Here is a 26,485-nt window from a genome sequence, read left to right as displayed (position 1 = left end):
TTCCCTTTCCGCTTCGAGTCCCGTTACGAGAACAGCGCCCGGCCCCACCAGTCGTCCTTGTCGCGGACGCCCGGCGGGACGGCGAAGTGCGCCGAACCCACGTGCTGGATGTACTCGTTGAGTGCGTCGTGTGCCGCCAGGCGTCGCTGCAGCGGAATGAACGCCTTGCGGGTGTCGCGCTGGTACGCGAGGAAGAACAGCCCGGCGTCGAGCCGGCCCAGGCCGTCCGTCCCGTCGGTGAAGGAGTAGCCGCGCCGCAGGATCGTCGCCCCGTCATTGGTGTCGGGGTGCGCGAGCCGTACGTGCGCGGTCGGCAGCATCGCCTTCAGGAACGGCTCGTCCCGCTCCTTCGCCTTGCCGACGGGGGCGCCCTCGCCCTTGTCGCGGCCGAAGACGTCCTCCTGCTCCTGGAGTCCGGTCCGGTCCCAGGTCTCGATGTGCATCCGGATGCGCCGGGCCACCAGGTACGACCCTCCGGCCATCCAGCCGGGGCCGTCCTCCGCGCCGGCCCACACATGCCGGTCGAGGGCGGCGGTGTCGGTGCCGGAGATGTTCCGGGTGCCGTCCTTGAAACCCATCATGTTGCGCGGGGTCTGGGCGTCGGGCGTCGTCGAGGACGTCTTGCCGAAGCCCAGCTGCGACCAGCGGATCGCGGTGCGGCCCATGCCGATCCTGGCGAGGTTGCGGATGGCGTGCACCGCGACCTGCGGGTCGTCCGCACACGCCTGGACGCACAGGTCGCCGCCGCTGCGGGCCTTGTCGAGATTGTCGCCGGGGAACTTCGGCAGGTCGACGAGCGCCTCGGGGCGACGGTCCTCCAGACCGAACCGCCCCTTGGCGAAGAGCGAGGGGCCGAAGCCGATCGTCAGCGTCAGCCGGGACGGCTTGAGTCCCAGGGCCTCACCGGTGTCGTCCGGCGGGGCCTCGGCCGGGCCGCCGTAGGCGCCTTCGCCGACGGCGTGGCCGGCCGTCATCCGCTCGGCCGCCCGGGTCCACTCCTTGAGCAGCGCGACCAGCTCCGCGCGGTCCTTCGTCGTCACGTCGAACGCCGCGAAGTGCAGCCGGTCCTGGACGGCCGTGGCGATCCCGGCCTGGTGCGCACCGTGGAACGGCACCGCCGCACCGCTGTCCGCGGCCGTCACGGCGGTGTCCCCGGAACGCACCGCGGCCACGGCGCTGCCGGCCGCCACCGCGCCGAGCGCGAGCCCGGCGCCGCCCCAGCCGAGCAGGGCCCGCCGTGAGGGGGCGCCGCCCGGGGTCACGGCGTCGGCGTCGGATGTCTTGCGGTTCTGCTCGGACATGGCTGGAGCCCCTTTCCGGCCGGTTACTTCGTCACCGCGGCGGCGAGCCGCGACAGCGGCTCGGCCAGCGCGTTGACCGCGTCCGACAGCTCCTTGCGGTCCGCCTTGCCGACCTTCTCGTACGAGGTGAACACGTAGGAGCTCTTGTCGGTGCGGTACTTGTCCAGCAGCGTGTTCAGCTCCGCGAACCGCTTGTCCAGGGTGGAGGTCAGCGCCGCGTCGTTCTTCGTGGCGATCGGCTTGAGCAGCGCGTAGGACTTCTCCGCGCCCTCGACGTTGGCCTTGAAGTCGACCAGGTCGGTGTGGCTGTAGCGCTCCTCCTCACCGGTGACCTTGCCGGTCGCGACCTCGTCGAGGAGTTCCTTGGCGCCGTTGGCCATCGAGGTCGGGGTGATCTCCGCCGTGCCGACCCGCTTCTGCCAGTCGAGCAGGTCCTTGTACAGGGTGGGCGCCAGCGCCTTCTCCTCGGCGCCCAGCTTCTTGTCCTGCCACAGCGCCTTCTCCAGACGGTGCCAGCCGGTCCACTTCTGACCGTCCTCCAGGCCGTCCTCGCGGACGTCGACCTTCGGGTCGATGTCGCCGAAGGACTCCGCGACCGGCTCGGTGCGCTCCCAGCCGATACGGGAGTCGGCGTAGGCCTTCTTCGCGGCCTCGACGTCACCGGCGGCGACGGCGTCCGTGAAGACCTTGACCTTCGGCAGCGTCTCGTCGGCCTGCGCCTGGACGTACGTGCGGTAGGCGGCGACGGCCTGGTCCATCTCCGGGCTGCGCTTGGCCGCCTTGCCGCCGCTGACCTCGATCTTCTGCCGGATGCCGTGGCCCTTCATGCCGGGCTTGCAGGCGATCTCGTACGAACCGGCCTTGATCTCGGCGGTGATGGTGGCCTTGGTGCCCGGGCCGATGTTCTCGCGCTCGGCGACGATGCGGTCGTCCGGGAACAGGACGTAGACCTCGGTCACCTTGGAGCCCTTGTTCTCCACGGCCAGCTCGACGTGGCCGGCCGGCAACTCCTTCTTCGAGACCTCGCAGGCGTCGTCCTTGGCGACGACCTGAACGGCCCCCTCGCCCTTGCCGTCGCTCTTCTCGGCGCAGCCCGTGACAGCGGTCAGGGCGGCCACGGTGGCGGCAGCGGTGACGACGGAGAAACGAACGGCTCGCATGCGGGCTCCACTTGAGAACGAAGGAGAAAGTGAGAAAAGGGCCGGACAAAGGCGGGTGAGGCGGACCTAACTTAACCGAGGCTTACCTAGCTCGTACCCACCCATGCAGTGATTCAGCTCTCACTGCGGACGCACAGGAACGGAAGGATCACGGTCGACCCATGAGCGAACCCACAAAAGGTCAAGCAATGGTCAAGAGGCCCTGTCGTCCGGCCCCGGTGTTTGAATGCGGGCGTGAATGATTACGACGTACCCGCCGGCATCGACGTCCTGCGCGTGTTCTGCGGCCCCGACGGCCGGCACGGCAACGCCCTCGGCGTCGTACGCGAAGGCCACCACTACCCCGGCGACGACACCCGGCAGGCGCTCGCCCGGAAGCTCGGCTTCAGCGAGACCGTGTTCGTGGACGATCCCGAGCGCGGCCACCTGGACATCTACACCCCGGATCTCCGCCTGCCGTTCGCCGGGCATCCCGTGGTCGGCGCCGCCTGGCTGCTCGATCTGGAGATCCTGGAGCTGGGGGTGGGGGAGGTCTTCGCCCGCCAGGACGGGGAGTTCAGCTGGATCGCGGGCCGCCCCGAGTGGGCGCCGCCGCGGACGCTTCAGCAGTTCGGGACGGTCGCCGAGGTCGAGGCGCTGCCCGCCCCGCCGCCCGGCGAGGGCTGGCTCTACGCCTGGGCCTGGGAGGACGAGGCCGCGGGCCGGGTGCGGGCGCGGGCGTTTCCCCGCAGGTTCGATGAGCGCGGCGTCAGCCGCTCCGGGGGTATCGCGGAGGACGAGGCGACGGGGGCGGCGGCCCTGCTGCTCAGCGCTCAGCTGGGCCGGGCGCTCAACATCAGGCAGGGCCGCGGCTCCCAGATCCTCACGGCGCCGGCGCCGGACGGCTCGGTGGAGATCGGCGGCCGGGTGGTGCTGGCCGTCCACGGGTAGCCCGCCCGACGGAAACGGCCGCCCCGGAAGGGGCGGCCGTGGAACGGGTGGGCGCGGCCAGGCTACGGAAGCGTGAGGATGTCCGCGCCCGTCTCCGTCACCACGAGCGTGTGCTCGAACTGCGCGGTGCGCTTGCGGTCCTTGGTGACCACGGTCCAGCCGTCGTCCCACATGTCGTAGTCGTGGGACCCGAGCGTCAGCATCGGCTCGATGGTGAACGTCATGCCGGGCTGCATCACGGTGGTGGCGTGCGGGCTGTCGTAGTGCGGAATGATCAGCCCCGAGTGGAACGAGGAGTTGATCCCGTGCCCCGTGAAGTCCCGCACCACCCCGTATCCGAAGCGCTTCGCGTACGACTCGATGACGCGCCCGATGACGTTGACCTGGCGGCCCGGCCGCACCGCCTTGATCGCCCGGTTCAGCGACTCCTCGGTGCGCTCCACGAGCAGCCGCGACTCCTCGTCCACGTCGCCGCAGAGGTAGGTGGCGTTGTTGTCGCCGTGCACCCCGTTGATGTACGCCGTCACGTCGAGGTTCACGATGTCGCCGTCGCGCAGCACGGTGGAGTCGGGGATGCCGTGGCAGATCACCTCGTTGAGCGAGGTGCAGAGCGACTTGGGGAAGCCCCGGTACCCCAGCGTCGACGGGTACGCGCCGTGGTCGCACATGAACTCATGGGCGACCCGGTCCAGTTCGTCCGTCGTGACACCCGGGGCGATGTGCTTCGCGGCCTCGGCCATGGCCTGGGCGGCGATGCGTCCCGCGATACGCATGCGCTCGACGGTGTCGGCGTCCTGGACCTCCGGGCCGCTGTACGGCGTCGGGGCGGGCTTGCCCACATACTCGGGGCGCCGGATGTTTCCGGGCACGGAACGGACGGGAGTGAGCTCCCCTGGTACGAGCAGCGACTGGCCAGACATGCCAGCGAGTCTAAAGCCTGTGTCTGGGGCACCATGGCAGCGAGGAAAGGAGCCGGTGATGGCCCTGTTCAAGAAGCGCACGGTCGGCAAGCCGGGCGAGTGGTTCTACTGCCTGGAGCACAAGAAGGTCGAGGAGGGCCCCGAGTGCCCGGCCAAGGACCGCTTCGGCCCGTACGCCTCCCGCCAGCAGGCGCAGCACGCGATGGAGACCGCGCAGGAGCGGAATCTGGAGTGGGAGACCGACCCCAAGTGGCACGACCGCCCGGACCCGGACGAGAACCCGGGCGGCTGAGGGCGGTTGAGGGCGGGGGCCGGGGGCCCGTTCGCCCCGGCCTCGGCCCGCGCCCGCTCTCAGCCCGTCGGCGACGCCGCCCTCAGGGCCTCCTCGCTCTGTGCCCGCCTGCGCAGTGCGTCCTCGTCCGTCCCGGAGTCGTACGTGAGGAGCTTCGGGAGGGCCGCCGCCAGCAGCGCCACCGAGGCGACGCAGGCCACGCCTCCGCTCCAGATCGCGGTCCGGGTCCCCGTCCACCCGGCCATGCCGCCGGCCCGCACCTGGCCCAGTTGCGGGCCGACGCTGTACGAGAGCACCTCGATGCCCGCCAGCCGGCCCCGCAGCTCCTCCGGGATCGTCTGGTTCCAGATGGTGGAGCGGCCGAGGCCGCTGAGCATGTCGCCCGCTCCGGCGACCGTCAGGCAGATCAGCACCGGCCAGACGTCGTCGAACCAGCCGGCCGCCGCGATGGCCAGCCCCCATACGGCCGCTCCGGACACCACGAACAGCCCGTGCCGGCGTACCCGCGCGGTCCAGCCGCTGGTCAGGCCGAGGACGAGTGACCCGACCGAGCCCGCCGCATACATCAGCCCCAGCGACCATGCGGCGTCCAGTTCGTCGGCGAGGAACGGGAAGATGGTGTTCGGGAAGGCGAAGAACATCGCCGCCATGTCGATCGCGTACGTCCCCAGCAGCACCGGGCGGCTCCACGCGTACCGCGCGCCTTCCGCGATGCCCCGCAGGGACGGCCTCATGCCCTTCTCCGCGGGCGGCGCCGGCGCGAGCCGTCGGCAGAGCAGGACGGAGACGGCGAACGTGGCCACCGTGACCGCGTACGCCGTGGCGTGACCGGCGTAGGCCACCACCAGGCCCGCCAGCGCCGGGCCCATGATCGCGCCGGCCTGCCAGCGCAGCGAGTTCAGCGCGGCGGCGGCGCCCAGCTGCTCGTGCGGCACGATGCGGGCCATCAGCGAGTCCAGCGCGGGCCGCTGGAGCCCGGCGAGAGCCGAGACCCCGCCGGCCACCCCGTAGAGCGGCCACAGCATCGGATCGGGCAGGGCCGCGTTCACCAGGAGGACGAGTGCGAGCAGCCCCAGCCCCGCCTCGGTGCCCAGGATGACCTTGCGGCGGTCCACCGCATCGGCGAGCGCACCGCCGTACAGCCCGCACACGACCAGGGGTACCAGCTCGACCGCTCCCATCGCGCCGACGGCGAGCGGGGACCCGGTGAGGTCCTTGATCTGGAGGGGCAGCGCGACCAGCGCCATGAAACTGCCGAAGTAGGTGACGAGCCCCTGCACCCACAGCAGGCGGAAGTCCGCCGAGGAACGCCAGGGTGAGAGATCGGGGAGCAGCGCGGCCAGCCGGGCGGCGAGGGAGGGGCGGGAGGTCACGAGGAGCCATGGTCCGTCCGGTGCGTGCCCGGTGCAACCGGATTTCGGAGGGGCCCTCGCGGGGCTCGCGGGGCCCCCGCGCCCCGCACTGCCGCACCCCGCGCCCCGCACTGCCGCACCCCGGCACCCCGTCCCGCCGCCGGAGCGCGCCGGGCCGCTACGGGTCGGCCGGCCCGACGGTGCTGCCGGTCACCACCGGGCCGGCGGCGGTGCGGTCAGCTGGTCGGCGAGCCGGGAGAGCCGGTCCCGGAACCGCCGCCGGCCGCGCTGCACGGGCGCGCCGTTCTCCCCTGCCGCCGCGCTGACCAGGTGCTGGACCGTGTCGAGGTCCACGTCGTCGCCGCCCGTCACGGACAGCGCCTCATGGGCGAGCCCCCGCACCTCCGGATCACCGGTGTCCAGGGAGAGGACGGTCGCCCCTGCCCGGCGGGCGTCGTGCACCCGCTCCAGGAGCCCCTCGCCGGGCCGCTCCGGCACCACCACGAGCAGCGTCTCGCCCCGCCCGGCCGCCTCGATCCGGCCGAGCCCCACCGCGAGGTGCGCCGGGTCGCCCGGCTCCACCCGGTGGCGCACCAGGGTCGGCGTCAGTTCCGGCAGCCCCGACCAGGCGGACTCGTCGACCAGATGGGCCGCCAGGTGCCAGGGCTCGTACACCTCGGTCCCCACCAGCAGCAGCCCGCCGCCGTGCGGCACGACGGACGAGCGCAGGGCCGCGGCGAACTGCCGCGTGGCCGTCGGCCACTGGGTCCCGGCCAGCACCTCACGCAGCAGCGCCACACGTACGGCATCCATGGCCCGGCATCATGCACCACACCGGGAACCCGCACCGGCGAACGGGACAGAACCATCCGTACGAGGCCCCGCGCGCGGGCCGCCCCCTGGCCGGGGACAGAGCGTCCCGGCGCCGTACCTGGCAGTAGTGTCGGGGCCATGACTACGAATGCCAGCGGCAGCGCCCCCAAGCCCCCCGCCAAGGACCCCTGGGACCTCCCCGACGTGTCCGGCCTGACCATCGGCGTCCTCGGCGGCACCGGACCGCAGGGCCGCGGACTCGCCTACCGGTTCGCCCGCGCCGGACAGTCCGTGATCATCGGCTCCCGTGCGGCGGACCGCGCCCAGGCCGCCGCCGACGAGCTGGGACACGGCGTCCGCGGTGCGGACAACGCCGCCTGCGCGCGCGACAGCGACGTCGTGATCGTCGCCGTGCCGTGGGACGGACACGCGAAGACCCTGGAGTCCCTGCGCGACGAGCTCGCCGGCAAGCTCGTCATCGACTGCGTCAACCCGCTCGGTTTCGACAAGAAGGGCGCCTACGCCCTGAAGCCCGAGGAGGGCAGCGCCGCCGAGCAGGCCGCCGCCCTGCTGCCGGAGTCCCGCGTCACCGCCGCGTTCCACCACCTCTCGGCCGTCCTGCTCCAGGACGAGTCGATCGAGGAGATCGACACCGACGTGCTGGTGCTGGGCGAGGCCCGCGCCGACACCGACATCGTCCAGGCACTGGCCGGCCGGATCGCGGGGATGCGCGGCATCTTCGCGGGCCGGCTGCGCAACGCCCACCAGGTCGAGTCGCTCGTCGCCAACCTGATCTCGGTCAACCGCCGCTACAAGGCACACGCCGGACTGCGCGCCACGGACGTCTGAGCCGGCCCCACCCTGATCCCGGCCGGCGGGGGCATGGGGGACACTGGACGGGACCGCGCATCATCCCCCGACAGGAGCCACCCCCATGCCCCGCCTCGCTCTCTACGCCATCGCCCTCTGCGTCCTCGCCGTCGCAGCGGCCGTGATCTCCTTCGTACAGGGCAGCTGGCTCCTCGGCATCGTCTGGGTGCTGCTCGTCGGGCTCTCGTCGAACATGGCCTGGTACTACGTACGCCGGCAGCGCATCGCGGACACCCAGGCGTAGGGCGGGCGCCTACCCGTCCACCGCGCAGACCGGATTCGGCGTCTGCCAGAACCGGTAGGCGTCGAGGCCGCAGTACGTGTCGAACTCGCTGACGCCCAGCGACCTCAGCAGCGCGTCGACCGCGTCGAAGAACGCCGCGTTCACCTCGGGGACCCACAGCAGGCCGAAGACCGCGATCAGCCCGAACGGCGCGAACGGCTCCACCGAGCGCCGGAACGAGCGCGAGAGCCACGGCTCGATCACCCCGTAGCCGTCCAGCCCCGGCACCGGCACGGAGTTGAGGATCGCGGCCGTCACCTGGAGCAGTGCCAGGAATCCCAGCGCGTACCGGAAGGCGACCGGGACGCCGTCCAGTGCGTCCAGCCAGAACGGCGCGGTGCACACGAGCGCGAACAGGACGTTCGTCAGCGGGCCCGCCGCCGAGATCAGGCTGTGCCGCCAGCGGCCCCGGATCCGGCCCCGTTCGATGAACACCGCGCCGCCTGGCAAACCGATGCCGCCCATGATCACGAACAGCACGGGCAGCACGATGCTCAGCAGCGCGTGCGTGTATTTCAGGGGGTTCAGCGTCAGATAGCCCTTGGCGCCGATGGAGATGTCGCCGCTGTGCAGCGCGGTGCGCGCGTGCGCGTACTCGTGGAGACACAGAGAGACGACCCAGGCCGCGGTGACGAACAGGAACGTGGCGAAACCCGGCTGCTCGGCGAAGTCCGTCCACACCGCCCAGCCGGACACCGCCGTGACGGCGGCGATGCCGAGGAAGACCGGGCTGATCCGCCGGTCGCTACGGGATGGTGCGGAGGTCATCGGCGGGCTCCTGTGGCTGCGGGGACTCCGGGGACCGCGAGAGCGGGCGGGCGGCGAGCCCCGACCGTACAGGCGACACGGGGAAAACGTCTCGCGTCGGGCCGGTGGTTCCGTGAAGGGTGGAGCCATGACGGGCAGGCATAAGGGCGGGGCGAGCGGGTACGGCCGGGCGGCTGTGGATGACCCCGGTCCCGTCACGGACAATGGGCGCGTGCGCTACGGCATCCTCGGCACCACCCAGGCACTTCGCGACGACGGCACGGCCGTCGCCCTCGGCGGGGCGCGGCTGCGCGCCCTGCTCGCCGTGCTCGCGCTGCGCACCGGCCGGACGGTGCCCGTCGCGGTGCTCGTCGACGAGGTCTGGGACGGCGACCCGCCCGCGGACGCGCCCGGAGCCCTTCAGGCACTCGTGGGCCGGCTCCGACGGGCGCTCGGCCATGCGGCGGTCGCCTCGGACTCCAGTGGCTACCGGCTGGTCGCCGAACCCGACGGCGTCGACCTGTACCGCTTCGAACGCCTCGCGGCGGAGGGGACGCGCGCCCTGGAATCCGGCGATGCGACGAAGGCCCTGAGCGTCCTGGACGACGCTCTCGGCCTCTGGCGGGGACCCGCGCTGGCCGACCTCCCCGACCGGCACGCCGTCGCCACCCGCTGGACCGCCCGCCGCCTCGACGCCCGCCGGACCCGGCTCACCGCGGCGCTCGCGCTCGGCCGGGCCGACGAGGTGCTTCCGGAACTGGCGGCCCTCTGCGACGAGCACCCCATCGACGAACCGCTCCAGGCACTGCGGCTGCGGGCCCTGCGCGACGCGGGACGCGCGGCGCAGGCGCTGGCCGCGTACGACGAGGTGCGCACCGTACTCGCCGACCGGCTCGGCACCGACCCGGGGCCCGAGCTGACCGCGCTCCACGCCGAGCTGCTCCGTCAGGAACCGGCCCGCCCTGCGCCCCCGGCGGTTCCCCGCCCCGCCGCCCCGGCCGTCCGACCGGGCAACCTCCGGGCCCGGCTCACCAGTTTCGTGGGACGCGAGCACGACATCGACGCGCTGCGCGGCGACCTCTCCCGGGCCCGGCTGGTCACCCTGCTCGGGCCCGGCGGGGCCGGCAAGACCCGCCTCTCCCAGGAGGCCGCGGAGTCCTTGGATCCCGCGTCCTGGCCGGACGGTGTGTGGCTGGCCGAACTCGCGCCCGTCGACGACCCCGACGCGGTGGCGGAAGCCGTCCTCGGGGCGCTCGGCGCCCGCGAGACCGTGCTGCGCGGCGCGGGCGCCGAGGAACTGCGGGCCGCCGAACGGGGTGCGGGCGAACGGGGCGCGGGTGAGCCGCTGTCCCGGCTCACCGAGCACTGCTCGCGTCGCCGCATGCTGCTGCTCCTGGACAACTGCGAGCATGTGATCGAGGCGGCCGCGGCCCTCGCCGACCATCTGCTGGCCCGCTGCCCGCAGCTCACCGTCCTCGCCACCAGCCGCGAACCCCTCGGCGTACCCGGCGAGTTCGTCCGGCCCGTGGAGCCGCTGCCCGAGCCGACGGCCCTGCGCCTGCTGGCCGAGCGGGGCGCCGCCGCCCTGCCGGGGTTCCGCGTCGACGCCGACGAGGCGACGGCGGCCGCCGTCGCCGAGATCTGCCGCCGTCTGGACGGTCTGCCGCTCGCGATCGAACTCGCCGCCGCCCGGCTGCGGATGCTCACCCCGCAGCAGATCGCCGACCGGCTCGACGACCGGTTCCGGCTGCTGACCAGCGGCAGCCGCACCGTCCTCCCGCGCCAGCAGACCCTGCGGGCCGTCGTCGACTGGTCCTGGGACCTCCTCACCGAGGACGAACGCACCACCTTGCGCCGGCTGTCCGTCTTCGCCGGCGGCTGCACCCTCGAAGCGGCCGAAGCGGTCTGCGCGGACGGCCCGCGGCAGGAGCGGGAGGTCGCCGGGCTGCTCGGCTCCCTCGTCGACAAGTCCCTGGTCGTCGCCGCACCCGCGGCGGACGGCGGGATGCGCTACCGCCTGCTGGAGACCGTCGGCGAATACGCCGCGGAGCGGCTCGACGAGACGGGGGAGCGGGAGACCGCCGAACGCCGGCACCTCGTGTACTTCCGGGAGCTGGCCCGTACCACCGACCCCCTGCTGCGCGGATCCGGACAGCGCGCCGCCATCGAGCTGTTCCAGCGCGAGTACGAGAACCTGCGCACCGCGCTGCGGCACGCCGTCGCCGCGCGTGACGAGCAGGAGGCCCTGTGCCTGGTGATCTCGCTCTCCTGGTACTGGCAGATCCGCGATCTGCGCAGCGACGCCCTGCACTGGGCCGACGCCGCAGCGGCCCTCGGCCCCGACCCGTTCGCCCCGCCGGTGGAGCCCGCACCCTCGATCCACGCACGCTGCACCGACGCGCCCCCGCCCATGGGACCCGAACTGCTCCAGGAGGCGCGGCGCCAGGTCGGGCTGATCCAGCTGGTCAGCATGGACCACGCGATGGACGAGTGGACGAACGAGGCCAGCATGGTGCGGCTGCGGGGAATCGCCTCCGCCTACCGGGCCGGTCAGCCCCAGACCTGCCGGAGCCCCGCCTCGCTCTGGTTCTTCGCCGTCATGCTGACCGGGGGAGTCGCGGACCTGCGGCACCTGCTGGACGAAACGGTTCGCGCCGCACGGGAGTTCGCCTTCGAGTGGGAGCTCGCCGCGGCGCTCCAGATGCGCGCCAACGTGCTGGCCAACCGCCCCGACTGGGCGGGCGCCGCCCACGAGGACGCGGCCGAGAGCCTGGAGCTCTTCCGCCGCCTCGGTGACGACTGGGGCATGGCCGAGGCCCTGTCCTCACGCGGCGAGGCGAACGAGAAGACGGGCGGCTACCGGCAGGCGGCCGAGGACTACCAGGCCGCGATCGGCTACGCGGAGAAGCTGGGCGCCCTGGCCCAGGTGTCCGTGCTCCGCACCCGCTACGCCTCCGCCCTCACCGAACTCGGCCGCGGAGAGGAGGGCGAGGTGATCCTGCGCCAGGTGATCGCGGACGAGCAGCACGCGGGGCACGAGGCGCGGCCGGCCGCCCGGCTGTTCCTGGCCCTGTGGCTGGGCCGCTGCGGCCGGATCACGGAGGCGCGCGAGCAGTTCTTCGAACTGCTCGAAGAGTTCAGGTCCCAGACGATGGCGATCTTCGAGGGCTTCGTCCTGGGCGGCCTGGCCTGGCTGGACAACCAGGACGGGAACTACGCGGACGCGCTGGACCGCTGCCGGCAGGCCCTGCTGCGTCTGGGCGACCCGTTGACGCAGATGGTGGCGCCGCAGATGGCCGTGATCCACCTGGTCACCGCGGCCTGGGCGCTGGGCGGGCTCGGCGCGGAGCGCGGTGCGGAGCGCGGTGCGGAACTCGGTGCGCGGCTGCTGGCCGCCGGCCGGGCCCTGCTGCCGGCGGGACATTTCCTGACGTCGATGGAGCGGGAGAACTTCGCCCGTGCCGAGGAGCTGGTGCGCGCCGTGCTCGGGGACACCGCCTACGAGGCCGCGTACGCCGAGGGCGGCGGCCTCTCCCTGGAGGAGGCCACCGCCCTCGTCGACGCGTACCGGAACTGAGCAGGACGTAGCGCCTTTCGTTCGGATCTTGCCGGGCTCGCGGGGGGTCTGCTCCGGCTCGACCCGGACGAAAGGCGCTGACCGCCGCTGGGGTCAGGACTTCTTGCGGAACTTCGACACCGCGAGCGGGGCCATGACCGCCGTGATGACCACGGTCCAGCCCAGCGTCACCCAGACCGAGTGGGCGAGCGGGCCGCCCATCATCAGGGCGCGGGCCGCGTCGGCCAGGTTGGACAGCGGGTTGTAGTCCGTGAAGGTCTGGAGCCAGCCGGGCATCGTCTTCGTCGGGGCGAAGATCGAGGAACCGAACTGGAGAGGCATCAGCACGAGCATCCCCATCCCCTGGACGGCCTGCGCGGTCTTCATGGTGAGTCCGAGCAGGATGAAGATCCACATGATCGCGGCGCCGAACGCGGCCGACAGGGCGATCGCCCCGATCAGCCCCAGCACCGACTCCTGCAGCTCCATGCCGAGGGCGAAGCCCATGGCCAGCAGGATGAGAGTCGCGACCATCATCCGCCCGAGCTCGACCACGATCTTCGCGATGAGCACCGAGGAGCGGGCGATCGGCATCGTACGGAACCGGTCCATGACTCCCTTGCGGAAGTCGTCGTTGACGCCGGAGCCGACCGCCATGGCGATGTTCATGCCCATCATCGCCATCAGGCCGGGAATCAGGTAGTTGAGGTACTCCTGCCGGCCGCCGCCCATGCTGCCGCCGACCGAGCCGCCGAAGACGTAGACGAACAGCAGCGTGAAGATGACGGGCATCAGGAGCGCGTCGAACATCGACTCCGGATCCTTCTTGATCTGGAGCAGATTGCGCCGCACCAGCGCCCCGATGTGGCGCAGGTTGTTCCGCAGACCGATCCGGCCCTCGTCGTGGACCTTCGTGGCCGGGGCGGCCGCGGCCGTGTCGGCGGGGGCGGGTGTCAGAGTCGTCGTGCTCATGCCGCGACCTCCTCGGGGATCGTGTCGGTGACGGAGGCCTTGTCGCCGGTGATGGCGAGGAACACCTCGTCGAGGCTGGGCAGCGCGGTGGCGACGTGCGCCAGCGAGAAACCCCGGGTGCCGAGCAGACCGATGACGGCCGTGAGCTGCTCGTCGCTGAGGATCGGCACGTACAGCAGTCCCTCGTCCGGGACCGCCTGGGCGCCCGCCACGCCGTCCAGACCGGCCTCCCTGACCGCCTGGGCCATCGCGGCCAGCTCGGCGGGGTCGGAGGGGCGGATCTGAAGGGTGCGGCCGCCGACCTTGGCCTTCAGCTCGTCGACGCCGCCACGGGCGATGATCCTGCCCTTGTCGATGACGGTGAGCTCGTTGGCGAGCTGTTCGGCCTCTTCCATGTACTGGGTGGTGAGCAGCACGGTCGCCCCCTCCGCGACCATCCGCTGCACCTCGTCCCAGACCTCGTTGCGGGTACGGGGGTCGAGCCCCGTCGTCGGCTCGTCCAGATAGAGGACGGCCGGGCTGCCGATCATGGAGGCGGCGAGATCCAGCCGGCGGCGCATACCACCGGAGTACTCCATCGCGGCCTTCTTCGCCGCGTCCGTGAGCGAGAAGCGCTCCAGCAGCTCGTCGGCGCGCGAGCGGGCCTTCTTGCGCGGCAGGTCGAGCAGCCGCCCGATCATGTAGAGGTTCTCCCAGCCGGAGAGCTTCTCGTCGACCGAGGCGTACTGCCCGGTCAGGCCGATGGTGCGGCGCAGCGCGCGGGGCTGCCTCACCACGTCGTAGCCCGCCACGACGGCGTGCCCCGCGTCGGGCTGGATCAGGGTGGACAGGACCCGTACGAGGGTCGTCTTGCCGGCGCCGTTGGGGCCGAGCACGCCGAGGACCGTGCCCTCGCGCACGTCGAGGTCCACGCCGTCCAGAGCTTTGGTCGAGCCGTAGTGCTTGACCAGCCCCCGTACCTCGACGGCGTTCGTGCCGCTCCTGGGGTTCTTGTCGATTCGCGTCATGTCCACCATCAGACCAGCCGCCACCGACAACGCACCGACAGGCCGCCGACAGCAGGGCGACAGCCCGCCGATGGGGGAAGTCGGCGGGCTGTCGGTGGTGCTGCAGTGGTCGGTCGGGTCCCGTGACCGGGCCGGCGGAATGCCTAGTGGAAGGTGTGCTCCGGTGCCGGGAAGGTGCCGCCGACGACCTCGTCCGCGTACGCCTTCGCGGCGTCGCCGAGGATCTGCCGCAGGTCGGCGTACTGCTTGGTGAAGCGCGGCACCTTGCCGCCGGTCAGACCGACCATGTCGGTGTAGACGAGCACCTGCGCGTCGGTGTCGGGACCGGCCCCGATGCCCACGGTCGGGATGTGCAGGGTGCGGGTGACCTCGGCGGCCAGCTCGGCCGGTACGAGTTCGAGGACGACGGCGAACGCGCCGGCGTCCTGCACCGCCTTGGCGTCGCGCAGCATCTGCTGGGCGGCCTCCTCGCCGCGGCCCTGGACGCGGTAGCCCATCGCGTTGACGGACTGCGGGGTCAGGCCGATGTGGGCCATCACCGGGATGCCGGCGTCGACCAGGAGCTTGATCTGCTCGTGGCTGCGCTCGCCGCCCTCCAGCTTGACCGCACCCACCCCGGCCTCCTTGATGAGCCGGGTGGCGTTGCGCAGGGCCTGGACGGGGCTTTCCTGATAGGCCCCGAACGGCAGGTCGGCGACGATCAGGGCCCGCTTGGTGCCCCGGACGACGGCGGCGGACAGGATGGCGATCTCGTCCATCGTGACGGGCACGGTGGTCTCGTAGCCGAGGTGACAGTTGCCCATGGAGTCGCCGACGAGCATCACCGGGATGCCGGCCTCGTCGAAGACGGACGCGGTCATCGCGTCGTAGGCGGTGAGCATGGGCCACTTCTCGCCGCGCGCGGTGGCGGCGGCGATGTCGTGGACGGTGACGCGGCGGTTGCTCTTCCCGCCGTACAGCGCCTTGCTGCTGTCGGCGGGGGCGCCCGCGGGGGTGGGGGACTGGTTGTGCGCAGCCTGAAGCGACATTGCCAACGGCTCCTTCGTCATCTCGAGGCGCCCTGACGGCGTCCCCGGATCGGTTCCATGGTGACACCCCGGAGCCGTCTCCGGGAAGTGGGCCCGCCCACGACCGGCGCCGAATCCGGTGAAACCGGGTCATGTGCTGACGCGCCCGGGCCCGGGGCGCGTGTGAGCGTTCTGTCACAAGCCGCCACAGACCCCCTGTGGCCGGAACCCGCCGCACCGCCCGCGTCGTCCTCGTGGCAGAACGGCCGTCACCGACGGCCGGAAAGGCGGCGCGCATCCCCTAGGGTCGTGGGGCGCGGCGATGTGTACGGCAAGGCAGTGAGGACAGCGCGATGGTGCAGGCGTACAGGACGGACACCGGGAACGGCGGCGCGGGACCGCAGCGCACCGGAACCCGCTTCCGGGACCTGCGCGACAGACTGACCAGGGACCCCGGCATCTGGCGGCGGGGCATCGTCCTGGCGTGCTGCTCCGTCCTGCTGACCCTCGTGATGCTCCTCCACGCCCAGATCCCGAACACCATCGGCAACCTGGGCAGCCTCACCGAGACGTTCCTGCCGTGGTGCGCCGTCTTCGTCCCGCTGCTGCTGGTCCTCGGCCTGGTGCGCCGCTCGGCGACCGCGCTGGTGGCCCTGCTGCTGCCCGTCCTCGTCTGGTTCAACGTCTTCGGCGGGCTGCTCACCGACAAGTCGGGCACGGGCGGCGACCTCACCGTCGCCACCCACAACGTCAACGCGGACAATCCCGACCCCGCCGGCACCGCCCAGCAGGTCGCCGGTTCGGGCGCCGACGTCGTCGCCCTCCAGGAGCTCCCCAGCGGCAAGGTCGCGGCGTACGAGTCGGCGCTCGCCGGCCGCTTCCGGTACCACTCCGTGCAGGGGACCGTCGGCGTCTGGAGCAAGTACCCGCTCAGCGACACCCGCCCGGTCGACATCAAGATGGGCTGGGTCCGCGCCATGCGGACCACCGTCGCCACCCCCGAGGGCCCGCTCGCCGTCTACGTCGCGCACCTGCCCTCCGTACGGGTCAAGCTGCACGCCGGATTCACCGCCAACCAGCGGGACCAGAGCGCGGACGCCCTCGGCGAGGCCATCTCCGACGAACCGCTGGAACGGGTCGCGCTGCTCGGCGATCTCAACGGGACCATGAACGACCGCTCGCTCAACGGGGTCACCGCCCAGATGCGCTCCACCCAGGGCGCGGCCGGTGACGGCTTCGGATTCAGCTGGCCCGCCTCGTTCCCGATGGCCCGGATCGACCAGATCATGGTGAAGGGCGTCGAGCCCATGTCGTCGTGGACGCTGCCGGCCACGGACAGCGACCACCTCCCGATCGCCGCCCGCGTCAAACTGTGACGCAACGGCCCGTTTACCTCCGGGCCTCAAACGTCTGAGAGACTTTGTTCCGAACGGGAACAAGGCCGCCGGCGAGGAAGCCGGTCCGTCACCGTGCGATCCGGCCCCGGCCGGGCCGCGCCGGCGCACGCACGGCCGCGTTCCCCCCTGCCCCTCCCGCTCCCCGCAGGCCCTCCGGGTCCGGCCGGAGCGCGCGGGGGCCCACTTCGGAAAGGTCTCTCCTCATGCCTCTGGCTCTGCTCGCACTCGCTGTGAGCGCCTTCGGCATCGGTACTACGGAATTCGTGATGATGGGCCTCCTGCCCGACGTCGCGGACGATCTGGGCACCTCCGTCCCCACCGCGGGCTACCTCGTGTCGGCGTACGCGATCGGTGTCGTGGTCGGCGCCCCGCTGCTCACGGCCGTCGGCTCACGCATCCCGCGCAAGCGGATGCTCCTGCTGCTGATGGCGCTCTTCACCGTCGGCAACCTCGCCTCCGCCCTCGCCCCCGACTTCGGCTGGCTGATCGCCGGGCGGCTGCTGGCCGGCCTGCCCCACGGCGCGTTCTTCGGTGTCGGCGCGGTCGTCGCCACCCGGCTGGCGGCCGAGGGGCGCCAGGCACGGGCCGTGGCGACGATGTTCCTCGGCCTGACCATCGCCAACGTCGTCGGCGTCCCCGCCGCCACCCTGCTCGGCCAGCACCTCGGCTGGCGCGCCACCTTCCTCGTGGTCGCCGCCATCGGCCTCTGCGCGATGGCCGCCCTCGCCCGCCTCGTCCCCCGGATCCCGGCGGAGGCACACCGCCACGTCCGCCACGAGCTGAGGGCCCTGCGCAACCGCCAGGTCCTGCTCGGCCTGCTCACCGCCGTCTTCGGCTTCGCCGGCGTCTTCGCCGTGTACTCCTACCTCTCCGCGATGACCACCGAGGCGATGGGCTTCGGCGAATCCTCCGTGACGCTGGTCCTGGCGCTCTTCGGCATCGGCATGACCCTGGGCGCGCTCGCCGCGGGCCCGCTCACGGACCGGGCGCTGCGCCCCACGCTGTACGGATCACTGAGCGCCCTCGCCGTCGTCCTGCTGGCCTTCCCCTTCGTCGCCCAGGTGCAGTGGGCGGCCCTGGTGGTGGTGGTGCTGCTGGGCGGGGTCGGATTCATGACGACCACGCCGTTGCAGATGCTCGTCATGAACAAGGCCAAGGACGCCCCGACCCTGGCGTCCGCCTCCAACCACTCCGCCTTCAACCTGGCCAACGCGGGCGGCGCCTGGCTGGGCGGCATGGCCATCGCGGCCGGCTGGGGCTGGACCTCCCCGGCCCTGGTGGGCGCGGCCCTGACCGTCGCGGGCCTGGCGATCGCCGTCACGGCGGGCGTCCTCGACCGCGACCGCACCCCGTCGAGGATTGTGGCCCGGGCGGCGACGACGGCCCCGAGGAAGTCCGAAGCGGACGTCCACTGAACCGCCGCGCGACCGCCGTCACATCGAGCCGGCCGCGCGACCGCCGAGGCCGCCGCCCGTCCGTGGCGCCCACCCCGGCGCGCCACGCCACGCGGGCGGACACGGAAGCGGCGCCGATCCCCTGTCCCGGGGACGCGGCGCCGCCTCACCGTTCTTCGGTCAGACGCCCGGCGGCAGCGTCGCGTTCGCCACTGTGTCCTGCGCCATCCGGGTGCGGTAGCACGGCGCCTGGTCGGCCGCCAGATGGGTCGTCACGTACACCGCTCCGATCAACTGGTACCGGGGATCGCCGGCGGCCAGGGCCTGGTGCTGCTGGTCGGCCGTTCCTACGACACCCGTGCCCGGGGCGGCCGCCTCCGCGATCAGGAAGTCGGCGTACGGCTCGGCGTGTGCCGACAGTTCGTGGTTGAGGATTTCGACGATCGTTCCCGCGAAGGTGGTCCTGGGGCTGGTCGTCAGCTTCACCACGATACTGAGGGCCGCCCCGGGGTGCGCCGCGAGCCACGCCCGCAACGAACCCGCCGTCTCCCCTGTCAGGTCGTGCTGCTCCTGCTCTCCCGCCGGCACCCCGATCAGCTGGGTCCCACCGACCGGCATCCGCTTCTGGGAGCCGTGCACGATGACGTGGGCTCCGGGCACGGCTCCCAGCTTGCCCAGCAGGGTCGTCCCCAGGGTCGCGGGCGCCGGCCACAATCCCCAGGCCGCGTCGCCCGCGGCGGGAAGCCGGTCGCAGAGGGTGAGTTGGGCCTGCGCCGCCTGGTAGACCGGGTCGCTCGCGAACAGTCCCACGAACCTGATGGCCATGCTGGACTCCCCCCCCGCCATGGGCGGGCGCCCCTACGCCCACCGCCCCCGACACCAGATTCGGCGCGGAGCGGTCATCGTTCCACGCGGCGTCCGTCACGACAAGTGACGTGCGGGGAACGGTAGGTGAGGGGCAATCAAGTCCCGTGCGAGGCGGAACGGTCAGGGAACCCGAAAAGCGGGCCCGGCCGGCGAGGGAGGACGAATCCCCGGCCGGACGGGCCCGCGGTCACCGCCTCGTTCCCGGCGTCAGCCGGACTCGCGCCAGCGGTTCGTGATCGGCAGCCGCCGGTCCTTGCCGAAGCCCTTGGGCGAGATCTTCGTGCCCGGCGGGTACTGCCGGCGCTTGTACTCCGCGGTGTCCACCATCCGCAGCGTCTTCGCCACCAGCGCCGCGTCGAACCCGGCCGCGACGATCTTGTCGAGGCCCTGGTCCCGGTCGACGTACATCTCCAGGATCCGGTCCAGGACGTCGTAGTCCGGCAGTGAGTCCGTGTCGACCTGGCCGGGCCGCAGCTCCGCGCTCGGCGGCTTGGTGATGGAGGCCTCCGGGATCGGCGGGGTCTGCCCGCGTTCCTCGGCGGCACGGTTGCGCCACTTCGCCAGGCGGAAGACCGATGTCTTGTAGACGTCCTTGATCGGCCCGTACGCGCCCACGGAGTCCCCGTACAGCGTCGAGTAACCGACCGCCAGCTCCGACTTGTTGCCCGGAGCCAGGACGATCTGGCCCTCCTGGTTGGACACGGCCATCAGCATCGTGCCGCGCAGCCGCGACTGCAGGTTCTCCTCGGCGAGGCCGCTGAGCCCCAGCGAGCCCATGTACGCGTCGAACATCGGCTCGATCGGTACGGTCCGGAAGTTCAGCCCGGTGCGCCGCGCCAGCTCGGCCGCGTCGTCCTTGGAGTGGTCCGAGGAGTACTTCGACGGCATCGAGATGCCGTACACGTGCTGCGCGCCCAGCGCGTCGCAGGCGATCGCCGCGACCAGCGCCGAGTCGATCCCGCCGGAGAGCCCGACCAGCACACTGCTGAAGCCGTTCTTCGCCGCGTACGCCCGAAGGCCCACGACGAGCGCCGAGTACAGCTCCTCGTCGTCGTCGAGCCGGTCGGCGTAGCCTCCGGCCAGCTCCGCCTCGTACGCCGGCAGCGGCTCCTCGGACAGGACCACGTGGTCGATCCGCAGCCCGTCGTTCACCACACCGGACGGCGCCTCGGGCGAGGCGGCCGGCAGGTCGAGGTCCAGGATCACGCTGCCCTCGGCGAACTGCGGAGCACGGGCGATCACTTCGCCGTCCTGGTCGACGACGATCGAGTCGCCGTCGAAGACCAGCTCGTCCTGGCCGCCGATCATCGCGAGGTACGCGGTCGTGCAGCCGGCCTCCTGGGCCCGCTTGCGGACCAGCTCCAGCCGGGTGTCGTCCTTGTCCCGCTCGTACGGAGAGGCGTTGATCGACAGCAGCAGCCCTGCCCCGGCGGCGCGCGCGGCCGGCACCCGGCCGCCGTCCTGCCAGAGGTCCTCGCAGATCGCGAGCGCCACATCGATGCCGTGCACCCGCACGACGGGCATCGAGTCGCCCGGCACGAAGTACCGGAACTCGTCGAAGACGCCGTAGTTCGGCAGGTGGTGCTTGGCGAAGTTCAGCGCGATCCGCCCGCGGTGCAGTACCGCGGCGGCGTTCCGCGGCGACCCCGCGGGCTGGCCGTAGCGGGCCGCGGCGTGCTCGGAGCGGTCGAGGTAGCCGACGACGACCGGGAGCTCCCCGAAGCCCTCCGCGTCCAGGCGGGCGGCGAGCGCACGCAGCGCGTCCCGCGATGCCTCGACGAAGGATGACCGCAGGGCCAGGTCCTCGACGGGGTAGCCGGTCAGCGCCATCTCGGGGAACGCCACCAGGTGGGCGCCCTGTTCGGCGGAGTGCCGGGTCCAGTGGAGGATCGACTCGGTGTTCCCGGCGAGATCGCCGACGGTCGAGTCGATCTGATTCAGTGCGAGGCGTAGTTGAGGCACGCCGCCCAGTGTAATCGTCTGACTGACGCGATGTCCTGGCGGGCCGCGCGAAAAGTGGCTGGGAGGGAGCCGGAGATCTTGGCCGGGTCAGGGAGCGGCGCTCGATGCGTGCAGCCGCAAGGCGCCGGAGCGCCCTCATAGCGGAGCTATGAGGGCGTCGGTAACGCCGCGGACCGCGGATGTGCGTGCCGCGCGCCGCGAGCCCGGCCAGGATCTCCGGCACCCAGCTGGGCCCGCCCGGAAGGGACTCAGCTGCGGTAGCCGAGGACCGTCATCATGCCCGCCTCCGCGTGGTACAGGTTGTGGCAGTGGAGCATCCACAGACCCGGGTTGTCCGCGTCGAGGTCGACGGTCAGCGTCTGCCGGGGCAGCACGATCGCGGTGTCCTTACGGGCCCCGGCCGCGCCGCCGGCCAGCGCGAAGGTGTGCCCGTGCAGATGCACGGGGTGCCACATGGCCGTCGGATTGCGGAATTCCAGCCGGACCCGCTCCCCGGCCTTCACCGGGTGGCGCTGGTCGGCGGTGTACGGCTTCCGGTCGAAGGCCCAGTCGTACGCCTCCATGGAACCCGTCAGCCGCATCATCACCGTGCGGTCGGGCTTGCGGGCGGGCAGGGCCACGGAGGGGTCCGGGGACAGCCGGCCGGCCGTCACCAGTTGGCCGTCCAGCTCCTTCGGCCGCACGGACGCGCCGGGCGCCGCCCCGCTCCCGGTCCGCAGCAGGGCCATCGCCGAGGCGTTCTTGCCCTCGGCGAGCGCGGTCAGCGGGAAGACCCCGTCCCCGGCGGTGACCAGCACGTCGTACCGCTCGCCCATGGCGATCAGCAGGGCGTCCGTTCCGGTGGGCCGGACGGGGAAGCCGTCGGTGTGCGTCACCGTCATCCGGTGGCCGCCGAGCGCGACGCGGAAGGCGGTGTCGCCGCCCGCGTTGATGATCCGCAGCCGGATGCGGTCGCCCGGCCGTGCCGTGAAGGCGGACGGGTCCTCCGGCACGCGGCCGTTGACCAGGTAGTACGGATAGTCCACATCACCGGCATCGCCGCCCAGCAGCTCACTGGTCGCGCCCCTCAGCATCCGCGAGGGACCGCCGCCCGCATCGGCTGCGCGCGGCGCCGCCATCGCGTGCCCGCCGTGGCCACTGCCCCCGGTGAGTTCCCGGAGCACCGCGTCGGGGGTGGAGCCGTCCACCCCGTCGACCCAGTCGTCCAGGACGACGACCCACTCCTTGTCGTACGACAGGGGCTCCTTCGGGTCCTCCACGATCAGCGGGGCGTAGAGCCCGCGGTCCAGCTGGACGCCCGAGTGGGGGTGGAGCCAGTACGTGCCCGGGTCGGGTACCGCGAACCGGTACGTGAAGTCCGTGCCCGCCCCGATGGCCCGCTGGGTCAGCCCCGGCACCCCGTCCATGTCGTTGCGGAGGGCGAGCCCGTGCCAGTGCATGGAGGTGGAGGCCGGCAGGTGGTTGGCGAGAGTGAGCGCGAGCGTGTCACCCGCGGTGACCCGGATCTCCCGGCCGGGGAGGCGGTCCCCGTACGCCCACGAGCTGACGGCGATTCCGCCGCCCAGGTCGAGCCGGGACGGGGTCGCGGTCAGGGCGGCCCTGCGCTCGGGGCCGGCGCCCCGCCGCTGCTCGGCCGCGGCCACCTCGGGCCCGTCGGGGGAGACGTACCCCTCCGGGACGGTGGTGCCGGCGGGGTACGGATGATGCGTGACGGAGGCGGACGCGGCGGCGCGGTCGGCGAGAACTCCCGTACCGGCGAGGGCGATCGAGGCGCCGAGCACGGCGCGGCGGGTAAGCTGAGCGGGCATACCGGACACATTACTCATGTCGGGCATGGGGGTGGGTGAGGGCCCGCCCCCTCCGCGCGGCGGGGGCGGCAGGCCGTCCGGTCGTACGGCGTACCGGTCAGTTACGGGAGTAGACCTTCTCCACCCAGCCGGCGATCTGGTCGTCCGAAAGGTGCTGAGCCAGATCGGCCTCGCTGATCATGCCGATCAGCTTCTTGTTCTCGATCACGGGCAGCCGGCGGATCCGGTGGGTCTGCATCTCCTCCAGCACCTCGTCCACCCCGGCCTGCGCGTCGATCCAGCGCGGGGTGCCCTGCGCGAGGTCGCCGGCGGTCACCTTCGACGGGTCCCGGCCCGCCGCCACACACGCGACGACGATGTCGCGGTCCGTGAGGATGCCGACCATCCGGTCCTGGCCGCCGTTCTCCGAGATGGGCAGCGCCCCGACTCCGTGGTCGCGCATCATCTGGGCGGCGCGGTCGAGGGTCTCGTGCGCCGGGATCCAGGTGGCGCCGCTGTGCATGATGTCCTTGGCGGTGGTCATGGGGAATTCCTCCTGCGTGCCGACGGGCACTTCCGTACGACCCCGAGCGCACCCATCGTCACGGGCCGGTTCGGGGCACGCGACCGCTCTCACCCATCCGGGTGAGGGGGCGGCCGGTCCGCAGGGCATCCGGCCCCGCCATCGAGCGGGGTGGGCAGAGCCCCAGGGCCCGGCCGGAGCCGCACGCGGCCCCGGCCCCCTCCGTCAGGACGCCTTTCCGGACCGTGGCGCGGCGCCCCGTTCCGACAGCATCGCGGCCATGGCCCGCAGCTCGGACCGCTGGCCGTCGACCATGCCCCGGGCCAGCCGCTTCTCCACCGTCACCGTGCACAGGTCCGCACAGCCGCGGGCCATGTCGACACCGCCCTTGTGGTGGTCGGTCATCAACTGGAGGTACAGGACCGCGGCCTGCTCGCCATCGGCCCGGCGGAGCTGTTCGAGTTCGGTGCGGGTCGCCATGCCGGGCATGAGGGACCCGTCGTGGGCCTCGTACCCGCCGCCGTCCATGCCCGGCATCCCGGCCATGTCGTGGCCCGCGTGCCGTCCCGCCTCCATCCAGGCCATCGGCTCCTGCCCGGGGGCCGCCTTCGGCAGCTCCCACAGGTCCAGCCAGCCGAGCAGCATGCCCCGCTGGTTGGCCTGCGTGTTGGCGATGTCGTACGCGAGCCGGCGCACGTCCTCGTCGTCGGTGCGGTCGCGCACGATGAACGACATCTCCACGGCCTGCTGATGGTGGACGGCCATGTCACGGGCGAAGCCGGCGTCCGCGGAATCCGTTTCCGGGACCCGCGCGGCGGAGGCGGCCGGGTGGGGGTCCGCCTCGCCCCGCGCGGAGGCGACGGTCGCCGCGCCCGCGAACAGCAGCGCGAGCGCGACGGCGGAACCGGCGGCCCACCGGACACGCCGCGTCCGCCCGGAGGCGGTGCCCCCTGTCGCGTCCGTGGCCTCCGCTGTCTCCGTCGTCTCCGTCGTCTCCGTCGTCTCCGTCGTCCCCGTCACGGAGCCGCCCGTCCGCCGGTGCACGCCGCGCCCGGCTCGGGCGTCTGCGGGCCCTGCACGTACTTCGCGAAGAACTGCGCGACCCGGCGGTCATCGGCGCTGTCCACCGTGACCTGCTTGCCCCAGGCGCTCAGCATGATGCTGCCGGCCTGGTCCTTGTACGGGCTCATCAACGAGTACGGGGTCTTCCCGACCCGCTCGGCGAGCTTGTCCACGTCGGCGGACGAGGCCTTGTCCGTGTACGTCACCCACACCGAGCCGTGCTCCAGCGCGTGCACGGCGTTCATGTCGGGAATCGCCTTTTCGTATACCTCGCCGTCGCAGTTCATCCAGACGGGGCTGTGGTCACCGCCGACCGGCGGCTTCATCGGATACGTGACGTTCTCGGTGACGTGGTTGCGGGTCAGCTTCTTCGCGTCCCACGTCTTCTCGCCCCGGATCGGACCGTCGGCGAGTTCCTTCTTCTCCGCCTCCGACTGCTCGGCGTTCTTGGCGTCGGCCGCCTTCTGGTCGGCCGAGGCCTGCGACTTGTCGACCAGCGTGTAGGCGCCGAAGCTGACGAGACCTGCGACGACGACGGCGCTGAGGCTTATGACCAGCACGCGGGTACGGCGGTCACGCGCCCGGTCGGCCTTGCGCATCTGCTCTATGCGGGTCCTGCGGTCGAAGCTCATGTCGTGGGTCCTTCTGCGAAGGGGCGAGGAGAGGACGGAACGGGGTCGGGAACCGGTGCGCGCGGGGCAGTCGCGAGGCCGCCGCACCCCTTACGCACCATGGCCGACGATCGTAGTGGGTGGCCGAGTGCTCCATCTCACGCCGGGTGCGTAATCTGGGTGAAATCCGGGGTCGTGATACTGGACTTTCCCCCTTACCCCGGGCGGTGGTGCACGGACCGTCTGAACTGCAAGGATGTGGCTATGGACAAGCAGCAGGAATTCGTCCTCAGGACGCTTGAGGAGCGCGACATCCGGTTCGTACGGCTGTGGTTCACCGATGTGCTCGGTTACCTCAAGTCCGTGGCCGTGGCTCCTGCGGAGCTGGAACAGGCGTTTGACGAGGGCATCGGCTTCGACGGCTCCGCCATCGAGGGCTTCGCCCGGGTGTACGAGTCCGACATGATCGCCAAGCCGGACCCGGGCACGTTCCAGATCCTGCCCTGGCGTGCGGAGGCCCCCGGCACGGCCCGCATGTTCTGCGACATCCTCATGCCCGACGGCTCGCCCTCCTTCGCCGACCCGCGCTACGTGCTCAAGCGCATCCTGGCCAAGACCTCCGACCTGGGCTTCACGTTCTACACCCACCCGGAGATCGAGTTCTTCCTGCTGAAGAACAAGCCGGTCGACGGCACCCGCCCCACCCCCGCCGACAGCTCCGGCTACTTCGACCACACCCCGCAGAACGTCGGCATGGACTTCCGCCGCCAGGCGATCACCATGCTCGAATCCATGGGCATCTCGGTCGAGTTCAGCCACCACGAGGGCGCCCCCGGGCAGCAGGAGATCGACCTGCGGTACGCGGACGCGCTCTCCACCGCCGACAACATCATGACCTTCCGCCTGGTCATGAAGCAGGTCGCGCTGGAGCAGGGCGTGCAGGCCACCTTCATGCCGAAGCCGTTCTCGGAGTACCCCGGCTCGGGCATGCACACCCACCTCTCCCTGTTCGAGGGCGACCGCAACGCGTTCTACGAGTCCGGCGCCGAGTACCAGCTCTCCAAGGTCGGCCGTTCCTTCATCGCGGGCCTGCTCAAGCACGCCGCCGAGATCTCCGCCGTCACCAACCAGTGGGTCAACTCCTACAAGCGCATCTGGGGCGGCTCCTCCCGCGCCGCGGGCGCCGGCGGCGAAGCCCCCTCGTACATCTGCTGGGGCCACAACAACCGCTCCGCGCTCATCCGCGTCCCGATGTACAAGCCGGGCAAGACCGGCTCGGCCCGCGTCGAGGTCCGCTCCATCGACTCCGGCGCCAACCCCTACCTGACGTACGCGGTGCTCCTCGCCGCGGGTCTCAAGGGCATCGAGGAGGGGTACGAACTCCCGGCGGGTGCCGACGACGACGTCTGGGCCCTCTCCGACGCGGAGCGCCGCGCGATGGGCATCGAGCCGCTGCCGCAGAACCTCGGCGAGGCGATCGCGCTGATGGAGAAGAGCGAACTGGTCGCCGAGACGCTCGGCGAGCACGTCTTCGACTTCTTCCTGCGCAACAAGAAGCAGGAGTGGGAGGAGTACCGCAGCGAGGTCACCGCCTTCGAACTGAAGGCGCTGCTGCCGGTGCTGTAGGCGCAGGTCAGCGCCGTTGAGGCGTGGGTACGTGCCCTCGGGGCCG

At 72.0% G+C, this 26,485-nt stretch carries 23 protein-coding genes; 8 read left to right on the top strand and 15 right to left on the bottom strand.

What is annotated here, in order from left to right; genetic code table 11:
* Nucleotides 1-23 precede the first annotated feature (23 nt).
* Together efeB and efeO are read right to left on the bottom strand one after the other, a co-directional pair.
* The gene (efeB, locus tag E6R60_RS03655) at nt 24-1,301 is read right to left on the bottom strand and encodes an iron uptake transporter deferrochelatase/peroxidase subunit (RefSeq protein WP_136324945.1); all 1,278 of its coding nucleotides are present in this window, start codon (nt 1,299-1,301) and stop codon (nt 24-26) included.
* A gap of 23 nt (nt 1,302-1,324) precedes the next feature.
* Complete coding sequence (gene efeO, locus E6R60_RS03650; protein WP_136324944.1) at nt 1,325-2,461, bottom strand: iron uptake system protein EfeO; 1,137 nt, start codon at nt 2,459-2,461, stop codon at nt 1,325-1,327.
* 234 nt (nt 2,462-2,695) lie between these two features.
* On the opposite strand from efeO, the gene E6R60_RS03645 reads away from it, so the two are divergent.
* Entirely contained in the window at nt 2,696-3,391 is a 696-nt protein-coding gene (locus E6R60_RS03645) for a PhzF family phenazine biosynthesis protein (protein ID WP_136324943.1), read from the top strand.
* A gap of 62 nt (nt 3,392-3,453) precedes the next feature.
* On the opposite strand, the gene map is transcribed toward E6R60_RS03645, so the two are convergent.
* The gene (gene map, locus E6R60_RS03640; RefSeq protein ID WP_136324942.1) at nt 3,454-4,311 is read right to left on the bottom strand and encodes a type I methionyl aminopeptidase; all 858 of its coding nucleotides are present in this window, start codon (nt 4,309-4,311) and stop codon (nt 3,454-3,456) included.
* A 58-nt stretch (nt 4,312-4,369) separates the two neighbouring features.
* On the opposite strand from map, the gene E6R60_RS03635 reads away from it, so the two are divergent.
* Nucleotides 4,370-4,603 carry a hypothetical protein gene (locus E6R60_RS03635; protein ID WP_136324941.1) on the top strand — a complete coding sequence of 78 codons (234 nt, stop codon included), beginning with the start codon at nt 4,370-4,372 and terminating at the stop codon, nt 4,601-4,603.
* 59 nt (nt 4,604-4,662) lie between these two features.
* On the opposite strand, the gene E6R60_RS03630 is transcribed toward E6R60_RS03635, so the two are convergent.
* Nucleotides 4,663-5,976, bottom strand: coding sequence for an MFS transporter (locus E6R60_RS03630; protein WP_136324940.1), 1,314 nt, complete (start codon nt 5,974-5,976; stop codon nt 4,663-4,665).
* Nucleotides 5,977-6,165: 189 nt separating this feature from the next.
* Nucleotides 6,166-6,768: a hypothetical protein gene (locus E6R60_RS03625; protein WP_136324939.1), complete on the bottom strand. Its 603-nt coding sequence runs from the start codon at nt 6,766-6,768 to the stop codon at nt 6,166-6,168.
* A 138-nt stretch (nt 6,769-6,906) separates the two neighbouring features.
* Here E6R60_RS03625 and npdG point away from each other — a divergent pair, with 138 nt between their 5' ends.
* Both npdG and E6R60_RS03615 read left to right on the top strand, forming a co-directional pair.
* Nucleotides 6,907-7,617 carry an NADPH-dependent F420 reductase gene (gene npdG, locus E6R60_RS03620; protein WP_136324938.1) on the top strand — a complete coding sequence of 237 codons (711 nt, stop codon included), beginning with the start codon at nt 6,907-6,909 and terminating at the stop codon, nt 7,615-7,617.
* Nucleotides 7,618-7,702: 85 nt separating this feature from the next.
* Entirely contained in the window at nt 7,703-7,882 is a 180-nt protein-coding gene (locus E6R60_RS03615; protein WP_136324937.1) for a hypothetical protein, read from the top strand.
* Nucleotides 7,883-7,891: 9 nt separating this feature from the next.
* Here E6R60_RS03615 and E6R60_RS03610 read toward each other — a convergent pair whose 3' ends face one another.
* The gene (locus E6R60_RS03610; protein ID WP_136324936.1) at nt 7,892-8,689 is read right to left on the bottom strand and encodes a site-2 protease family protein; all 798 of its coding nucleotides are present in this window, start codon (nt 8,687-8,689) and stop codon (nt 7,892-7,894) included.
* 211 nt (nt 8,690-8,900) lie between these two features.
* Here E6R60_RS03610 and E6R60_RS03605 point away from each other — a divergent pair, with 211 nt between their 5' ends.
* Nucleotides 8,901-12,245 (top strand): BTAD domain-containing putative transcriptional regulator, encoded by a 3,345-nt coding sequence (locus E6R60_RS03605; protein WP_136324935.1) that lies wholly within the window; start codon nt 8,901-8,903, stop codon nt 12,243-12,245.
* Between the two features lie 93 nt (nt 12,246-12,338).
* Here E6R60_RS03605 and E6R60_RS03600 read toward each other — a convergent pair whose 3' ends face one another.
* From E6R60_RS03600 to panB, 3 genes are all read right to left on the bottom strand, one after another.
* Nucleotides 12,339-13,196 (bottom strand): ABC transporter permease, encoded by an 858-nt coding sequence (locus E6R60_RS03600; protein WP_136324934.1) that lies wholly within the window; start codon nt 13,194-13,196, stop codon nt 12,339-12,341.
* Nucleotides 13,193-14,212, bottom strand: coding sequence for an ATP-binding cassette domain-containing protein (locus E6R60_RS03595; protein WP_136325524.1), 1,020 nt, complete (start codon nt 14,210-14,212; stop codon nt 13,193-13,195). The genes E6R60_RS03600 and E6R60_RS03595 overlap by 4 nt, the downstream gene beginning before the upstream one ends.
* Nucleotides 14,213-14,346: 134 nt before the next feature.
* On the bottom strand, nt 14,347-15,231 hold the full coding sequence (gene panB, locus E6R60_RS03590; protein ID WP_136324933.1) for a 3-methyl-2-oxobutanoate hydroxymethyltransferase: 885 nt from the start codon (nt 15,229-15,231) through the stop codon (nt 14,347-14,349).
* Nucleotides 15,232-15,563: 332 nt separating this feature from the next.
* Here panB and E6R60_RS03585 point away from each other — a divergent pair, with 332 nt between their 5' ends.
* Both E6R60_RS03585 and E6R60_RS03580 read left to right on the top strand, forming a co-directional pair.
* Nucleotides 15,564-16,586 (top strand): endonuclease/exonuclease/phosphatase family protein, encoded by a 1,023-nt coding sequence (locus E6R60_RS03585; RefSeq protein ID WP_136324932.1) that lies wholly within the window; start codon nt 15,564-15,566, stop codon nt 16,584-16,586.
* A gap of 224 nt (nt 16,587-16,810) precedes the next feature.
* Nucleotides 16,811-18,022 (top strand): MFS transporter, encoded by a 1,212-nt coding sequence (locus tag E6R60_RS03580; RefSeq protein WP_136324931.1) that lies wholly within the window; start codon nt 16,811-16,813, stop codon nt 18,020-18,022.
* Nucleotides 18,023-18,181: 159 nt separating this feature from the next.
* Here the strand turns inward: E6R60_RS03580 and E6R60_RS03575 are convergent, their stop codons facing one another.
* From E6R60_RS03575 to E6R60_RS03550, 6 genes are all read right to left on the bottom strand, one after another.
* A complete protein-coding gene (locus tag E6R60_RS03575; protein ID WP_136324930.1) occupies nt 18,182-18,826 on the bottom strand; it encodes a hypothetical protein in 645 nt (214 codons plus the stop codon).
* A gap of 249 nt (nt 18,827-19,075) precedes the next feature.
* Nucleotides 19,076-20,830 carry an NAD+ synthase gene (locus E6R60_RS03570; RefSeq protein WP_136324929.1) on the bottom strand — a complete coding sequence of 585 codons (1,755 nt, stop codon included), beginning with the start codon at nt 20,828-20,830 and terminating at the stop codon, nt 19,076-19,078.
* Nucleotides 20,831-21,078: 248 nt separating this feature from the next.
* Nucleotides 21,079-22,638 (bottom strand): multicopper oxidase family protein, encoded by a 1,560-nt coding sequence (locus E6R60_RS03565; RefSeq protein WP_136324928.1) that lies wholly within the window; start codon nt 22,636-22,638, stop codon nt 21,079-21,081.
* A 97-nt stretch (nt 22,639-22,735) separates the two neighbouring features.
* Nucleotides 22,736-23,161, bottom strand: a complete 426-nt coding sequence (locus E6R60_RS03560; RefSeq protein WP_136324927.1) for a CBS domain-containing protein — start codon at nt 23,159-23,161, stop codon at nt 22,736-22,738.
* Nucleotides 23,162-23,365: 204 nt separating this feature from the next.
* On the bottom strand, nt 23,366-24,025 hold the full coding sequence (locus E6R60_RS03555; protein ID WP_240802416.1) for a DUF305 domain-containing protein: 660 nt from the start codon (nt 24,023-24,025) through the stop codon (nt 23,366-23,368).
* A 131-nt stretch (nt 24,026-24,156) separates the two neighbouring features.
* Nucleotides 24,157-24,834: a DUF3105 domain-containing protein gene (locus E6R60_RS03550; protein WP_168713532.1), complete on the bottom strand. Its 678-nt coding sequence runs from the start codon at nt 24,832-24,834 to the stop codon at nt 24,157-24,159.
* A 243-nt stretch (nt 24,835-25,077) separates the two neighbouring features.
* Between E6R60_RS03550 and glnA the strand changes: the two genes are divergently transcribed.
* Nucleotides 25,078-26,439: a type I glutamate--ammonia ligase gene (glnA, locus tag E6R60_RS03545; RefSeq protein ID WP_136324925.1), complete on the top strand. Its 1,362-nt coding sequence runs from the start codon at nt 25,078-25,080 to the stop codon at nt 26,437-26,439.
* Nucleotides 26,440-26,485 lie beyond the last annotated feature (46 nt).

This window comes from Streptomyces sp. A0642, assembly GCF_004795105.1.
Lineage (GTDB): Bacteria > Actinomycetota > Actinomycetes > Streptomycetales > Streptomycetaceae > Streptomyces.
Note: the sequence above shows the minus strand (reverse complement) of the source record. Positions and strands in the feature narration are given on the sequence as shown.